Source organism: Ornithinibacillus sp. FSL M8-0202 (assembly GCF_037975285.1).
In the GTDB taxonomy this organism is placed as follows: Bacteria; Bacillota; Bacilli; order Bacillales; family Amphibacillaceae; genus Ornithinibacillus; species Ornithinibacillus massiliensis.
In genome coordinates this window covers 2,979,099-2,995,219 of sequence record NZ_CP150248.1, presented here as the reverse complement: position 1 = coordinate 2,995,219, position 16,121 = coordinate 2,979,099, and the positions used below count along the sequence as shown (strand labels likewise).

Genomic DNA, 16,121 nt, shown 5'->3' with positions numbered 1-16,121 from the left:
TAGAATATACCAATCTTTGGCTAACGTTTTCTAAGTCCCTTGTGAGGCACATCTTTCTTTTTACATACACAGAGGGCCGGTATATTCTAGCTAATTATGTATCGCTTATTATCGGGTTCCTTCCCCCATAATCATGCTATATATGTTAAACCTTAACTGTCTTTTTATAATTTATAGTAGCCAATGTTTATTGGATACAGCGTATTGCAATTTTAACCGCCTCTGTTAAGTCTTGTTGTGACCAGCTTGGCATGTTCTTCTTTACGGCTAGCTTATGTGATGCTGGGATATGGATAAACCCTGATGGCTGCTCTAATCCTTTTTGCTTTAAATAATGAAGTCCATGATACATGACATTATTACAAAGGTAGGCACCTGCTGTATTAGAAATTTTGGCTGGATAGCCTGCTTCTTCTAGCTTGGCAACCATTTCATAGATGGGAAGTTTTGAAAAGTATCCATCTGGACCATCCGCAAAAATCTTTTCTCCACTTGGCTTATGTCCATTATTATCGACTGGACCATCATTACAGTTAATCGCAATTCGTTCTGGTGTAATACAATTTCTTCCAGCTGCAAGTCCCAAGGATACAACTGCATTCGGTTGATGCTTCTCCATTAATTCTAATAACTGGTTACCAGATTTATGAAAATCAACCGATAGCACCTCACCAATAATTTCATAATCCCCAATTACTTCACCATTTAACTGGTTTGTAATTTCCGTAGTTGGATTAATAGGAAATTCTAAAAAGGCCTCAAATCCAGTTAGTAATAATTTTTTCATGTGAACACCTCTCCAATTTTATTAAACGTATTTATCTCTACCTGCTCCAAATCCAAAAACAGTAACTAATAGTGCGACTATCATTAATGAAATGATTGGTACTGTCCAAGCATGGGTAAGATCGAATAAATATCCAATGAAGATTGGACCAACAGCAGCTAGAATATACCCTAATGCTTGTGCCATTCCAGATAAAGAGGCTGCTTGCTTTGCATCCCTTGCTCTCATTCCTAAGAAGGCTAATGCCAAAGCAAACGTACCACTCAATGCAAGTCCAATTAATGTAATACTAATTATTATTAGGATATTATGGGTACCTAATAATAATCCTGTAAAGCCTACTATAGAACAGATTCCCATAACCAACACAATTAATCGCTGTGAAGCAAATTTAGCTGCTAGCACTGGTACTAAGAAACTAGCCGGAAGACCGACAAACTGTGTATAGGATAGTAACCATCCAGCCGTCTCCATACTCATTCCATGAGAATGCAGAATTTCAGGTAGCCATGAGATAGTCACATAAAATAAAAAGGACTGTAATCCCATATATGCAGCAATTTGCCATGCTAAAGTAGACTTCCAAATATTCGTATCTGTAGTACCTGTTATAAACTTAGTTTCGACCGTAGCATGACGGCTTTTATTAGATAAATAAATCCAAATAATAATCCCTAGCACTGCAGGGATGGCCCACACACTTAGAGCAACCTTCCATCCTAAGCCGATACCATTTGCTAGCGGAACACTAACTCCTGATGCCGTTGCAGCAAATACTCCCATCGCCGTTGAATAGACACTAGTCATTAAACCTACCTTTAATGGAAATTTATCCTTCACGACTCCTGGTAATAGAACATTACAAACCGATATACCAACCCCAACTAGCAATGTTCCTAGAAATATCAAGCCGATTAATGACACGGAACGGACCGCTATTCCAGCTAATAAAAATATAAGCCCCCATAAAATGACTTTCTCATTGGTAAACCGATTACCTAGCCTTGCAGCAATTGGTGACATAAAGGCAAAAGCGATTAATGGTAAGCTTGTTAATAACCCTACACTCCAATTCGATAATCCTACATCATCGCGAATGGTACTCATAAGTGGTCCAACAGATGTGATTGCAGGCCGGAGATTAAAAGCAACAATGATGATTCCTGCTACTACTAAAAATTTGTATAACTGATTGTTGTTAGCCTCTTGATGATGCAATTCCAATTCTCATGCCCCTTCCAATATATTACTGTCACTACTATAGCATAATCCATTAAGAGAAGAAAAAGGAGGAGACTCGCCAATTTAGCTTTATGTGGAGAAGCTGTTATTATTCTTCTTACCGGGCGCGTTTTTATTTTTCCTTCACTTCTAATTTTCCTCGCGCGCGACTTTCTTTCCTTTTCGCGCGAGACTCTCCTCTTTTCGCGCGGGAATCTCTTAAAATCGCGCCACCTCCCCCATTTTTCGCGCGACCCTCTTCACTTTTCGCGCCACATTCACTATCTCGCGCGATTTTACTCCTACCTCGCGCGAATTTTACTATTTCTCGCGCGATTTTAATCTTACCTCGCGCGATTTTTCTATTTCTCGCGCGTTTTTACTCCTACCCCGCGCGATTTTTACTTTTCCTTCACTCCTAATTTTTCTCGCGCGCGATATTTTGTACGACTTCAAGACCTACCCCTCATCCAAATATAAAAGGCAGGTTCTCTGAAATTACTACTCAGAGAACCTGCCCTTACTTACGTTTTATAATGTTATCCAATTATTTTTAATGGCCTTGATAACGGCATTAGTGCGATCGGATACATGTAGCTTCTTCAAGATAGAGCTTACATGGTTATTCACTGTTCTAGTTGAAATAAATAGTTCTTTGGCAATACTACAGTTGTTTAGACCTTTACCAAGCTCCTCTAAAACCTTCCATTCTTGTTCGGTAAGAATACCAGCTGGTCTAATTGGGTCTTTTCTAGTTAGTTTTACATAATCATTTAGTAGAATTGCTGATAGTTTCGGATGGATATATTGTTGATCATTTAACATCGATTTAGTAGCAAAAATTAATTCACTTAATTCCATTCCATTATAGAAATATCCATGTAACCCACAACGGAACAGCTCCCGTAATAAGTCATTGTCTAAATCAGATGTCCAAATTGCTACTCGGATTTTCTTTTCTAGAAACCTATCAATTACCTCTTTAATATCGATAGCCGTATTTAAATCAATAATGACTAAATCACTTTTAATGGACGTCTTAATTGATTTAAATTCCGCGGATCCTATAGCCTTCCAATCATGCTCAGGAAGACTTTCTTCTAGCTTTTCCACAATAATGTCTCGAACTAAATCTTTCTCTTTAATAATTGTTACTTCACTCATAGCCACTTCTCCCATCAAAATTATTTCCCTATTACAAATGGTAGAAATTGCCAAAATATGAATTTCACATTAAAAAAGACTATTCATAATAGAATAGCCAAAATATTGATACAATCCATTTTGGCAACCAGGCGATCATAGCCATTACGACCTTAGACCCTTAGCTTTGCGTCCTACCCTTTCAGATAGTTTGCCTTTATCAGTTGGTGTTTCGATTTATTCACATAAGGTTATGTTAAACCATATCTAGTAATAAATGCAACTAAAATAGCATTATATATAGGATGTTAATATAGGAAAAAAAGATACTAGACACTTTCCACTAAATGTGTCTAGTATCTTTTGTTATAGTTTAAAATTACCTACTAAATCGTTCAGTTCTTCTGCTAGGGTGGCTAGTTTTTTGGAGCTATCAGCTACTTCCTCCATTGAGCCTCTAACCTGTTCTGCCGAAGCTGACGTCTCCTCTACCCCTGCAGCTGATTCCTCTGAAATAGCTGCAATCTCTTGGATAGATCCGTTCATTTCTTGACTGTTCGTAGCAATACTGGACAGGTTGCTCGTAATGGTTGAAATGTTCTCGACCATACTGGAAACCGCTTCGGTAATTTGACTAAATGTCTCTCCAGTAGATTCAATTTGGTCTGTACCAATTTGAACCTCTTTATACCCTTCCTGTAATGACTCCGTTACAAGCGTTGATTCCGACTGAATACTCATTACCGTGTCTGTTATATCATTTACCGATAGCGCAACCTGCTCCGCTAACTTTCTCACCTCGTCAGCAACTACTGCGAAGCCTTTCCCATGTTCCCCAGCACGTGCCGCTTCAATTGCAGCGTTTAATGCTAGTAAATTAGTTTGCTCTGCAACATCCCTAATGATCGATACTAGATTGGTGATTTTTTGTGTATGCTCATGTAGTCCTTCTACTTTTCCTACAGCACCATGAACAATTTCATCTACTTTACGCATTTGTGTGGTTGAAGATTTCATTAAATCTCTTCCCGTATTGGTTAAGTCAAGCACATTCTTGGAGTGTGTATCAATTGCTGCGCCACTTTCATCTGCCTCTTGTACTTGAGTGGCAAATGAACTCATTGCCGATGATAATTCACCTGCACTATCTGCTTGTGTTTCCGTACCGTTAGCTAATTCTTCCATTGTCATTGCTATTTGCTCGGCACCAGTTTTCACTTCGTTAGTAGACTGCGTTAGCTCGGTACTCTGGGTAGCTAAGGTTGTCGATACATATTTGATTTGATTTAATAGTGCCCGAATGCTCATACTCATCTTATTCGTCATATGAACAAGTTGTCCAATTTCATCTCGGTCATTGGATTTTAAATCTTCCTGGCTTAAATCGCCATCAGAAATGGTCTGCATTCTCTCCATAACCAGCTTTATTCGCTTCGCAATCATATTAGATGCAAATATAGCTAATGTCGTTCCGATAACGATGCTAGCGATACTTAATATGATGGTCAGAACCATCATTAATTCACCATCATTAACCATATTCTGTCCTAGTTCATTAATAATCTCTTTACGATGCTCGGTAGCTTCTTCAAATCCTTGGGTAATCTCTGTTCCTAATGGCATTACTTCCATTTGCATAATTTGTAATGCCGCTTCTTTATCACCACGATCATACGCTTGTAGTGCCTTATCCGTTAATGTTCCCCACTCATATTTCTTATTAAGTAATTCCTTCGTGCTTTCTGAATCACTCAATTCCATCAGTTCATTCTCTAACGCAATACTTGCCTCTACTTCATTTTCAAATTGCTGACGAAGACTTTCATCCTCTAGTAGGAAATATCCTCTTAATAATGCTGAGCGATTTGCCATATCATAGGATATGTCCTCATCAAGCATAAGTAGGGCTAGCTGTTTGTTTACTATTTCTTTGGATTCCTTATTGATTAGATTAATTGAATATAAGGAAAAACCCGAATAAATTACAACAAAAAATAATACGGTGGAAAATAAAAATAATATTCTATTGCGTATCGATTTAAAATTAAATAAATTCTTCATTAGTCGTTCTCCTCAATTATAATGTGTTATGGTAAATGTTCTGTGATGTCATAATTAGGCAAAATTAGCACTTCCACTCGTCTATTTATTGCTCTATTTTCCGCACTGTCATTTGGAACAAGCGGTTGATGCTCCCCGAATCCTTTTGCACTAAATTTCGCTGGATCGAGTTGTTCATTATCTAAAATTAACGTCATAAAGTTTACAGCCCGCATAACACTGAGCTCCCAATTCGAACCAAATTGCTCATTGTTCATCGGAACATCATCTGTATGCCCACTGATGACCACTTGGTGAGGAGGGTCCGTATATAACAGACGTGATATCTCATTGGCAATCGTTATCCCACCCTGATTAACCTCTGCACTACCTGGCTCGAAGGAAATATCATTCTTGATCGTGATCATTAATCCTTCACCAGATAGATTGGTACCAAGTGACTCCGTCAGACCATTTTCTTGGATATAGGCATCGATTCTCTTTTGAAGCTCTTGTAAATTTTGCAGCTCATGTTGACCATCTTTATGATTCTGATTTTGTTCTTCCACTTCTTGTTGTTCTTTCAGCTCAGGAGAAGGAACAGGATGTTCCATTATCCCTTTATCCCCGCTGGAAAACTCGCTTCTAAAGAAAGTAGACAGTTCCTCATATTTCTTCACATCTATCTCACTCATCGCAAATAAGACAATAAACAAGGCAACCAGTAATGTTAATAAATCAGAGTAAGGGAGTAACCACGATTCATCAACATGATGTTCCGCTTTTTTCCGTTTATTCTTCTTCATTTTTCGGCTCCTGATTTAATCGTTCTAATTCTTTTGTCGTTAGATAAGAACCAAGCTTATCTCTTAGAACTTTTGATGACTCCCCAACTGTAATCGATACAATACCTTCAATCATGATTTCTTTAATTTCTACTTCATGCTTTGACTTTGCCTTCAGTTTATTGGCAAATGGATGCCACATGACATATCCAGTAAAAATACCAAGTAATGTTGCGATAAACGCTGCAGAGATTGCCTTTCCTAGTGCTTCAATATCAGACATATCCGCTAGAGCTGCGATTAAACCTACCACTGCACCAAGTACCCCCAGTGTTGGCGCATAGGTACCAGCTTGAGAAAAAATAGCTGCACCTTCTTCATGGCGTTTTTCCATGGCATCAATTTTCTCCATCATGACATCTCGGATAAATTCTGGCGTCTGCCCATCGACTGCAAGCTGTAATCCTGATGCTAAAAATGGATCTTCAATTTTATCCAATTGACTTTCTAAAGATAAAATCCCTTCCTTTCTAGCTATATCAGCCATATCCGAGAATGTATCAATTAATTCTTCTGTACTTTGTTCTTCCTTTTCGGTAAATAGAATCTTGAAGAGTGCTGGTATTCTTTTCAGTGTTCTAGTTGGAAAAGCAATAATAACAGAAGCTGCTGTTCCTACAAGAATAATGAGGATGGCAGCAGGATTTATCAATGCACCAAGACCAACACCCTTCAGTACCATTCCTACCCCAACTGCAAGGATCCCTAGTATAATTCCTATTAATGATGATTTATCCATGTGTAGACCTCCATATGTGAATTAAAAAAGCTATTCTAGTAAAAAGAATAGCCAAATAGAATGTTATAGATTCTATACTTGGTAACCTGGCAATCTTAGTCTATTAGACCTTAGACCCATGGCTTTGCGTCCTTACTTTTCAGTAAGTTTGCCTTTGTCGATTTGGGTTATGTAGTTGATTTGTATCCTATTGTATATATCGTACAGGTGAGGGGAAATGTGTAGGGGGTATCCATAATTTTTTCATTAGAAAACGAACACATTCACTCGCCCTTTTTGTGCATGTGTTCGTTTATCTCATACTTTCCTGCTAAAGCAAAGGGACCTGATGAACAGCCTCCATTAATCCATATGATGATAAAGAGAATTAATTACCTTATTTACTTTAGAAGGATAGTCTACCGTTTTCACATGTAAATTGAGAGAATCAGTTAGTGGTTTTATATGTGCTGCAATCTCTCTTTTCATCAATAGTTGCTGAGGAACACCACCTAATGTTTGAAATAGATTTAATAATTCCATTTGAAAGACGTTAGCATTTAACACCCCGCTAAACAAATCTTGATGGATAATATAACCACTTTCATGCTCTACAGCTATTACCATTAGCGGGAAAAATGGTCGCTCGTCTGGTTCATTTTGTATTGGTAATTCGACGTATTGTAATGCGAATTCAATCGTTCTCGGGACAACAGGAAGATTTTTCACCCTTTTTAGATCTATTTCTGAAACTTCTAGTTTAGCTTCATGTGTCCTACTGGCTAGCATTCCCTCTATATCAGCAATGGCAGTATCCATATGTTGATTGTTAATGTCGCGTGGGACCTTCGTATACACTTTTTTCTCTTCAAATAAAAAGGGCATGTCCACGTCATGCATGAAATCATCGTAAACTTCGATAGCTGCTTGAAGTGCAACGGTTAAATATCTAGCCTCTTCATTATCGATCATCCATGGATAAAGTCCAGGTTGGTAACTCTTGAAAACTGGCCAAGCCTTTCTCCCACGGAATGGTACATCATAGGTCTTGATTAGTTCATATTCATCTTTTTGTAAATCTCCTCTATCCTCGTAGCTTAATAAAATACTTCGTTGTTTGAATAGGATATCTGGCTTTTGTTCTATTGTGTCCATTAATGCCTCAAGACCTTCCTGCCCTATATAAACGGCAAGTCCGAATGTTTCCCTACCTGCACCTAATACAGAACAAAATAATATTTCCTGTGTAACCGGATCTATTACGGCAAAAATATCATCATCAGCCATAGCATTCCATGGTTTTAAGGCATGAAACTGTTTAGCACTTAATAATAGGTTTTCCCATAGGTGGTTAACCTCATCCAACTGCGATACCATATCAGAAAGACCGTTCATTATCTCCTCATTAATTTCTAAGAGTAAATCCTTCTCGTCTGCTTCTAAATCAACCTGACCAGTTAATACCTCAAAACGACTATCCTCTTCTGGTGCAGCATTTTTGGCTGCGATTACGCTTGGATAGAACACATCCTCGCTTCGTTCTAAAATATTAGTTAGTACAATTTCATGGCGCCATTCGTCACCAAAATCGTAAACATAGGTTACTTTATCATTTACAAGCTTAAACCAACTTGATAATCTTTCCTCCTCTTCATCAAGAGTTCCCGTTGCAATAGGAGAATCATAATCTTCTTCGTCTTTAGGTTTAATAAACGTCCGCTCCACACGCTTTCCATTCTTCTGTTCTACCATAAAGTTATGTAGATGGATATCATACCAATTAAACGCTGCTTGCAATACACAATGAAACGCATAAAATGTAGCTTCACTATCCATTTGAATGACCCGCCAAACCGGGACTGGAATATCTTTTAAGGTTACTTTGAATTCGTAGATCATGAAGAATCTCCTTTTTAGCTTCATTGTAGCATAAGGGAATAAGTAATGATATCTTCATTGGATAAATGAAGATTTAATAGAAAATCTCCATAAACTTTATCCGGGGCAAAGATTGCGTATGGTATAATTAAGAAAATTGTAGGCTCTCGCTTTGTGACGTGCGGACAAGTCTGAGCTGCGGAAGATAAAGGAAAAACATAGGCTCGTGGAAGCCAATATTGACTTATTGTACAGAGGGAAATCTCGCTAGTCACAGTCGTCTGTAGTTAGACCTCTTTGATTGTAATAATTTCTTATTATAAAACTGCTTAAAGTGGGGGAAAACAATGGATAATGATTGGTTACATACTGATAATTCGTTTAAGGCAAGGATAATTGGTAAATTACTAGGAGATGCTTGCATGACAAAACAAATTGGTAGAAAACCAAGATTCCAATACACACATACTTACAAAGACTATGGTTGGAGTGTGTTCAGCTATCGGAAATTCCTTTAACCCCGCCGAAATATAGAAAGATTATAGACCACAGACTTAAAACGGCTATAGTGAGTCTTTTATCGTTCAGTCAAAAACAACCCCGATTTTAAGTTTCCTCCATTCCCAGTGGTACCAAAATGGGGCCAAAACCCTCCCATTTAACCTAATTGAAAAATACTTTACAGATGAGACATTAGCTTGGTGGTATATGGATGATGGACATCTAAAAATAAAAAATAATGTGCCAATAAAAATCATTTTATCAACTGAAAGTTTTACTGCGGAAGAAAACAACTGGCTAATTAACTTCTTAATGGATAAATATCAATTATCTTTTCGAACGGATAAGCAACATCGGATTATATTATATGATCGATTCCAAATCTTTTATTTCTTGTACATCGTTACACCTTATCTTCATCATAGTATGTGCCGGAAAATACCGAGTAGATGTAATTTAGTACACGATATAAAAAGCAGGAGAACAACAATATCTCTCCCAGAAACTATCACATTGAAATCTCCAACAAAAGATATTAATACCATACTACATCATCTTCATGAATTAATTAGCCAATACAAACATGAACTATTTTATAAAAAGTGGGTTCCTACCATAGTAATACACGAATCTCTAACACTAAAACCCTATCAAATATCCTTATCAAATACACGAATTAAGAATCTCAAGTATCTTCAAGAATTAACTGGATTAACGTTTAATCAGCTTGCCTATTTAAGTTATATGGTAATGAATGAAAATTCGCATAAATCCACCCATCTTTCATGAAGTAACACCATTAGTAGTGACCTTAGGTTTAGGCGGTTCTTCTTTTGAGAAGGGTGTTTCTCTTTCTGATTTGAATGTTTCTCGCACCTACTAGAAAGAAGGAATATTATTTACAAAACCAAATACTGGTTAAAGTTCTTTTCTAATTCACTTTTCCATTTCTTAAAGCTAGGTATTAATGTAAACTGTAAAATTTCTTGTACTTTCCCATAGCTATAAGATTCATAAGCACTAACTACAAGTTCAATGGTAACTTTAACTTTTTCAGCCAATTTAATATTCTCATCCGATAATACACCTTCAGGAAGCCCTTTTAGAGATTTCTCTATCATAGAGTATGCGCGTACAGCTTCTTCAAAAAGAAGAATGGAATCTTCATATTTACCTTCATTAATTTGTATCTGAATATGCTTTAACCCTTCCATTAATGTATCTTGAAGTTCTAAGGATTGTTTCATTACGTCTATATGTTTATCCATTTCTTATACCTCGCTAGTTAGTTTGGGTTCGTAAAGTATGCATTCGCGCTTCTATTAGCGAATGTCTTCGTTTTTCTTATGCTGGGATGAAAATTTTATATACTTTCTCATCTGCTTATAAAGAAAAAGACTCTAGAAAACCTAGAGTCTTTCCATATCGTTTTACAATTAACGAAGAAGTTGTAGAACTCCTTGTGGTTGTTGATTTGCTTGAGCTAACATTGCTTGTGCCGCTTGTTGAAGGATGTTGTTCTTTGTGAAATCCATCATTTCTTTCGCCATCGTGCGAACATTTACTTTCATAAATGACCAGACTATATCTTCACCCTCTAGTTATCTAGTAGGGGCCGGGCACTTCGGATTCAGATAAATATGCGGCTTTATCTGTCTCCTACGAATTTCATCACCATGAGCAAAGCTTTTAGGTGGTCTATTCTAGTCGTTGAACCTTCGCCAGGCTTTCACCACAGGCGCTTGGCTGCTGATTGCCCAATCTCGTCTTTTCTCAAAGCCTTCACGTTTGCCGTTTCCAGCTGCGTTGTGGCAAGACAAGCTATAAGGGGTTCCCAGCAATTCACCCGGTCGTAATCGCTAACCGTTACCAGTTAGGACGACTGTGACTGTGACTGCTTATGCAGCAGCTAAGTCATAATCAACGTCACGGATACGTGATTCAGCAGCAGTTAAGTTTTCTGCAGAAGTTCCTAGGTTGTTGATAGTGTGTTCTAAACGGTTTTGGTACGCACCTAGTTTTGAACGCTCAGCAGAAACTGTGTCGATAGCGCTTTGGATTGTAGTTATTGCACTATTAGCTGAATCTTTATCAGAGATGTTAATCCCCATAACACCGTCAGCTAATTTTTCCTCTGCTTTTCTTGCAACAGTCGTAGTAAACTCACCAGCTTCGTCAACTACATAATAACCTGCTTCAACTGCTGGTGACGCTTCTACTGGAGGGGTAGCATCTGGGTCTGCTTCAACTGCCGGTGACGCATCTTGCCATTTAGCAGTCACTTCATTGCCCTCTGCATCTGTATAAGTTAACGTTTCACCATTATTACTAACTGTTCCACCTTCAACTTTAAGTGCATTTGCACCCATGTCGCTAATTGACAGATTAATATTTTGATCCTCATTAGCTCCAATATGGAATGTTAGATCAGTTGCTTCACCATTGATTAGTTTTTTTGTATTAAATTCTGTATCAGTAGAAATACGAGTAATTTCTTGAGCTAATTGATCGACTTCTTTCTGAAGTTCTGCACGGTCATTATCATTGTTAGAATCAGAAGCACTTTGTACTGCTAATTCACGCATACGCTGTAAAATTGCATGTGTTTCGTTCAAAGCACCTTCAGCTGTTTGGATTAGAGAAATACCATCTTGAGCATTTTTAGTAGCCATTTCTAAACCGCGAATTTGCCCACGCATTTTTTCAGAGATTGCTAAACCAGCAGCGTCATCTCCAGCTTTGTTGATACGAAGACCAGAAGAAAGTTTTTCTAAAGAATTTTGAGTTGCATTAGTGTTAGCACCTAATTGACGGTGTGCGTTTAATGCAGAAATATTGTGATTGATAATCATGTTTACATACCTCCATGTATATTGTTTTTATTTTGCGAGTCACATCCATATGTCTCGCATCTATAACAACTCTATTCGAGTTATTAACTAAGTAAAGTAAAATGTTTGGCCAAAACATTTACCACATCATCATGATGTTGTACCTATTATATCGGCATGAAAAATAGATGTTTAATCTTTTTTATAAAAAAATTATTCTTTTTTGTAGAAATTTCTTTTCCCACTATTCCAAACAACAAAAAAGCCCATGGTACTAAACCATAGACTCCCCACAACCTCGATTAGAAACCAGCTTTTTTCGCTTCTCCACCATTATCTTCTCTAGTATTTGGTGTAACAATTCGCGGTCTTCCTCATACGAACTTGTAAATACTGCGCTATATCCAAATCGTTCACTTTCCTGGTACACTTCCTTCCGAACAATTCTCCCTTTCAAAATAAACACCGTTTCCTTTAGGGAAAAACGAATCTTTATGGTCATGTCATCGATTATCGGGTATTCAACACCACACACAAACGTTACACCGTCAAGACTGACATTTTTTAAGACTCCCTGTATGAAATTCGGATTCAATATCTCATTATCTACATCGAGAAATTCAACAAAACAGGTGATCCCCTCTACACTTACATGGTCATTTCCGCTTAGCGTTACACTAGTAAAAATAGGATGCTCCGTCACGTCGTCCCCATCTAAAGTAGTGTCATCTTTATGCTGTTGCTTTTTCATTACCTGTTTAATAAGAAAGAATAATAGCAATATGAATAGAAAAGCAACAACTAGAATAGAAATCCAAACTTTATCATCCATTTCAAACACCTCCTTATTTAATAAGTAGGTTTTCGAAAATACCTAGGTCCACTACCACATTAGAGAAACGCTCATTTGGTTGTCCTTTAACGGATGTGTTCGTTTTCTAAGTTAGCGGGAAAGCAGTTTATTTTTCCCATCTGCTAATAAAAAGGAGAACCAAAGAAAAGGTCCTCCCATCATACTCTAGTCCCAGTTTCCTTCGGTAGCTAGGCTGCCATAACAATAGTGCTTTAGGCCCTCGGCTTTGCGTCCTTCCCTTTCGGATAAGTTTGCCTTTTTCGTAAAACCTCTATAGTTGGCTCTATTATACTAGAAGACTTTCCAAAATTCGACATTTTTCAATTGAATAGTACAATACACCTATCTCATTACAAACAATTAATCCAAAAGACTTATCAAAACTAAATAAAAAAAGCGTGCCGAAGCACACTTTTCTCAATCCCTATCTTATACTAAAAACTTCCGATCCTTCCGATTGGTAAATCGCATAAAGATCAACAAGGATAACAGCACTAAAATCATTAATAATAAAGAAAGTGCTGCACCAAGCTGCCAGTTCATTTCCACTAAGAATGCATCACGAATAACATTTCCAACCATTAATAGCTTGCCACCAGTAAATAAGTCGGTAACAACGAACACACTAATTGCTGGTACAAATGTGATAATAAATCCAGCCAAAATACCTGGGAATGTTAATGGTAGTGTAACATTTAAGAATGTTTTTACCGGTCCTGCCCCTAAATCCTCCGATGCCTCCAAGTATGTTTTATCTAACTGCTCGATGGAGGAGTATATCGGTAAGATCATAAATGGAAGGAATCCGTAAACTAATCCAAGAATGACGCCACCTGGTGAATACATTAGTGCAAGCGGCTCCTTAATAAAGCCTAAATCCATTAACACATTATTAATGACACCTTGATTGTTCATTAAAATAATCCATGCATACAAACGAATCAATAAATTGGTCCAAAACGGTACCATGACAAGCAGCAGCAATAGATTTTTCCACTTACCAGCATTAGCAATAAAATAGGCAAATGGGTAAGCAATGAATAAACAAACGATCGTTGCTATCAGTGCCCACCATACCGACTGCCAAATTACTTTTGCATAAAGTGAGCTAAAAGCAGAAGAATAGGCTTTGAAGCTAAATTCATAAATAATTGCACCAAAATCACCATTTGTCGTGAAGCTGATCACCGCAATAAAAATGACTGGGATAACTAAAAATAAGGTTAGCCAAAATAAGCTAGGGGATAACAATAAATAAGCCTTTTTAAAATTTCTAATCATTTCTCATATCCCCTTTCTTTCGCATATTTAGGCCAACAATGGTGACCACGATGAACATGATTACGATAATAATCGTAGAAAGTACGTTTACTTCAGGTGATACACCTAATCGAACCATCGAATAGACGAGTACTGGTAATGTATTATCGCCTGGTCCTAGTGTAAAGAACGAAATAACAAATTCATCCAACGAAATCGTAAAAGCAAGCAAACCTCCAGCTAAGATACCCGGAAAGATTAATGGAAAAGTAACCTTCCAAAAGGTTTGCCACTCATTAGCCCCTAGGTCTTTTGCCGCTTCCTCCAATGAACTATCAAAGGAAGAAAGTCTTGCTAGTACAACAAGCATGACATACGAAATCGTGATGGCGACATGTCCTGGTATCGCTGTATTTAAGCCTAACGAGACTTTGAGAATCCCATAAATGGCAAGTAAAGCAACCGCAACGACAATATCCGGAATGACGACTGGAATATAAAATAGAAACTCAACAGCCTTTTTCCCAATAAATGTATAACGATAGAGCGCTAATGCGGCTAGCGTCCCTAAAATGGTTGCGATGACAGTTGAAATTACTGCTAGATATAGACTATTCATTGTTGCATTAATCAACTGGTGATTTTGAAAGATAGAGCTATACCAATCTAACGTAAATCCTGTCCAAACTGTTCCTAATTTAGAATCATTAAATGAATAGATGATAACGAACATAATGGGAATATAAAAGAATAAAAAGACGAGTAGGGAAAACGAAAATAATAGTTTCTTCGTTCTAGGTCTCACATTTTCCACCTACCTTCCAAAGAGATAAAACACGATAAATGTGTATGTTTCTGGCGCCTAAAAACTAGACATAGGATAAGAGGTTGTCTATAAGGGGATAGTCCCTCATCATGTTATGAGGGACCCTCAAGCCTTTTGACAGCCTCTTTATTTACTTCATTATTCAACCTTTGCTTCTTGGAATAATCGGTTCATATATTGCGTCCGTTCTGAATCTAGTGGTAAATTCCACTCCGTACGCTCAATTACTTCATCAGGGAAGTTTAAGCCAGGGCTATTTTTAATTTCATCTGGTAATATCTCAACAGCCGCTTCATTTGGATTTCCATAAGGAATAAATTCAGATAGTTTAACACTTACCTCTGGACGAAGTAGGTAGTCAATAAATACCTCAGCCGTATATTTGTTTTTCGATGTTTTTGGAATTACCATTGCATCTAACCAAACAACGCCGCCTTCTTCCGGAAGAACAAAGTCAATGTCTTCATTTTTCAACCATGCTGTAGCAGCTGATCCGGAATAACCATGACCAATCCATGCTTCTTCTCTAACAAATCGGCTGGATGGTGCAGCATCAAATGCTAATACATTCGGCATAATTTCTTTTACTCTTTCGAAGCCTTCCTCTAATTGTGCTTCTGTTGGATCATTCATGTCATTACCCAATAATTGTTGTGCCATGTTAGAAACTTCTTTGGATTCTTCTAGTAGTACTAATTTCCCTGCATATTCTGGGTTCCATAAATCCTCCCAGCTAGTAGGGGCTTCTTTAATATATTTCTTGTTATATATAATTCCGTCGTATCCATACATAAATGGAACGGAGTATTTATTCTCAGCATCAAACGGCATGTTTCGCCATGCATTTGCGATATTCTCATAATTTGGTATGTTATCGAAATTTATTTCTAGCAATAAGTCATTATCTACCATTTGATTCACATAATAATCGGAAGGAAATACTAGGTCATAAGCAACCGTACCGCTTTGTACTTTTGTCAGCATTTCATGGTTTGAATTGTAGGTAGAATATACAACATCTACACCATATTCTTCTTCAAAACCATCAATTACTTCTTGTGGAATGTATTCACTCCAGTTAAATACGATCAGTTCATCACTTAATTCCTGCTCTCCACCAGCATTATCCGAATCACCATTAGATCCACAAGCTGCTAGAAATAATACAATCAACAAACTAAATAGTGCAAATACAAAAGACTTTTTCAATCTTTCCCA

General features: G+C 37.4%; 15 protein-coding genes, 1 pseudogene and 3 riboswitches. Of the genes and pseudogenes, 2 read left to right on the top strand and 14 right to left on the bottom strand.

What is annotated here, in order from left to right; translation table 11 throughout:
- Positions 1-187: 187 nt before the first annotated feature.
- From MKY78_RS15090 to MKY78_RS15060, 7 genes are all read right to left on the bottom strand, one after another.
- On the bottom strand, positions 188-787 hold the full coding sequence (locus MKY78_RS15090) for a pyroglutamyl-peptidase I (protein ID WP_339213825.1): 600 nt from the start codon (positions 785-787) through the stop codon (positions 188-190).
- Between the two features lie 21 nt (positions 788-808).
- Positions 809-2,011 (bottom strand): MFS transporter, encoded by a 1,203-nt coding sequence (locus MKY78_RS15085; protein WP_339213823.1) that lies wholly within the window; start codon positions 2,009-2,011, stop codon positions 809-811.
- 528 nt (positions 2,012-2,539) lie between these two features.
- On the bottom strand, positions 2,540-3,172 hold the full coding sequence (locus tag MKY78_RS15080; RefSeq protein WP_339213821.1) for a response regulator transcription factor: 633 nt from the start codon (positions 3,170-3,172) through the stop codon (positions 2,540-2,542).
- A gap of 119 nt (positions 3,173-3,291) precedes the next feature.
- Positions 3,292-3,377: riboswitch (cyclic di-GMP riboswitch) on the bottom strand.
- A gap of 140 nt (positions 3,378-3,517) precedes the next feature.
- Positions 3,518-5,212 carry a HAMP domain-containing methyl-accepting chemotaxis protein gene (locus tag MKY78_RS15075; RefSeq protein WP_339213819.1) on the bottom strand — a complete coding sequence of 565 codons (1,695 nt, stop codon included), beginning with the start codon at positions 5,210-5,212 and terminating at the stop codon, positions 3,518-3,520.
- 26 nt (positions 5,213-5,238) lie between these two features.
- On the bottom strand, positions 5,239-5,997 hold the full coding sequence (motB, locus tag MKY78_RS15070; RefSeq protein WP_339213817.1) for a flagellar motor protein MotB: 759 nt from the start codon (positions 5,995-5,997) through the stop codon (positions 5,239-5,241).
- Positions 5,984-6,775, bottom strand: a complete 792-nt coding sequence (gene motA / locus MKY78_RS15065) for a flagellar motor stator protein MotA (RefSeq protein ID WP_339213815.1) — start codon at positions 6,773-6,775, stop codon at positions 5,984-5,986. Before motA ends, motB begins: the two co-directional genes overlap by 14 nt.
- A gap of 77 nt (positions 6,776-6,852) precedes the next feature.
- Positions 6,853-6,938: riboswitch (cyclic di-GMP riboswitch) on the bottom strand.
- Between the two features lie 179 nt (positions 6,939-7,117).
- The gene (locus tag MKY78_RS15060) at positions 7,118-8,653 is read right to left on the bottom strand and encodes a plasmid pRiA4b ORF-3 family protein (protein WP_339213814.1); all 1,536 of its coding nucleotides are present in this window, start codon (positions 8,651-8,653) and stop codon (positions 7,118-7,120) included.
- Positions 8,654-8,979: 326 nt separating this feature from the next.
- Here MKY78_RS15060 and MKY78_RS15055 point away from each other — a divergent pair, with 326 nt between their 5' ends.
- A complete protein-coding gene (locus MKY78_RS15055; protein ID WP_339213813.1) occupies positions 8,980-9,150 on the top strand; it encodes a hypothetical protein in 171 nt (56 codons plus the stop codon).
- Positions 9,151-9,211: 61 nt separating this feature from the next.
- Entirely contained in the window at positions 9,212-9,922 is a 711-nt protein-coding gene (locus tag MKY78_RS15050) for a hypothetical protein (RefSeq protein ID WP_339217927.1), read from the top strand.
- Positions 9,923-10,032: 110 nt separating this feature from the next.
- On the opposite strand, the gene MKY78_RS15045 is transcribed toward MKY78_RS15050, so the two are convergent.
- The 7 genes and pseudogenes from MKY78_RS15045 to MKY78_RS15015 all read right to left on the bottom strand — a co-directional run bounded on the left by MKY78_RS15045 (position 10,033) and on the right by MKY78_RS15015 (position 16,112).
- Positions 10,033-10,401, bottom strand: coding sequence for a hypothetical protein (locus tag MKY78_RS15045; RefSeq protein WP_339213811.1), 369 nt, complete (start codon positions 10,399-10,401; stop codon positions 10,033-10,035).
- A gap of 168 nt (positions 10,402-10,569) precedes the next feature.
- Positions 10,570-10,683: pseudogene (locus MKY78_RS15040) on the bottom strand (flagellin); the annotation flags it as partial.
- Between the two features lie 348 nt (positions 10,684-11,031).
- On the bottom strand, positions 11,032-11,985 hold the full coding sequence (locus MKY78_RS15035) for a flagellin (RefSeq protein ID WP_339213810.1): 954 nt from the start codon (positions 11,983-11,985) through the stop codon (positions 11,032-11,034).
- Between the two features lie 253 nt (positions 11,986-12,238).
- A complete protein-coding gene (locus MKY78_RS15030) occupies positions 12,239-12,796 on the bottom strand; it encodes a PilZ domain-containing protein (protein ID WP_339213808.1) in 558 nt (185 codons plus the stop codon).
- 201 nt (positions 12,797-12,997) lie between these two features.
- Positions 12,998-13,083, bottom strand: a riboswitch (cyclic di-GMP riboswitch).
- A gap of 163 nt (positions 13,084-13,246) precedes the next feature.
- Positions 13,247-14,098, bottom strand: coding sequence for an ABC transporter permease (locus MKY78_RS15025; protein ID WP_339213807.1), 852 nt, complete (start codon positions 14,096-14,098; stop codon positions 13,247-13,249).
- A complete protein-coding gene (locus tag MKY78_RS15020; RefSeq protein WP_339213806.1) occupies positions 14,091-14,882 on the bottom strand; it encodes an ABC transporter permease in 792 nt (263 codons plus the stop codon). Before MKY78_RS15020 ends, MKY78_RS15025 begins: the two co-directional genes overlap by 8 nt.
- Before the next feature lie 159 nt (positions 14,883-15,041).
- Positions 15,042-16,112, bottom strand: coding sequence for a spermidine/putrescine ABC transporter substrate-binding protein (locus MKY78_RS15015; protein WP_339213804.1), 1,071 nt, complete (start codon positions 16,110-16,112; stop codon positions 15,042-15,044).
- Positions 16,113-16,121: the final 9 nt, after the last annotated feature.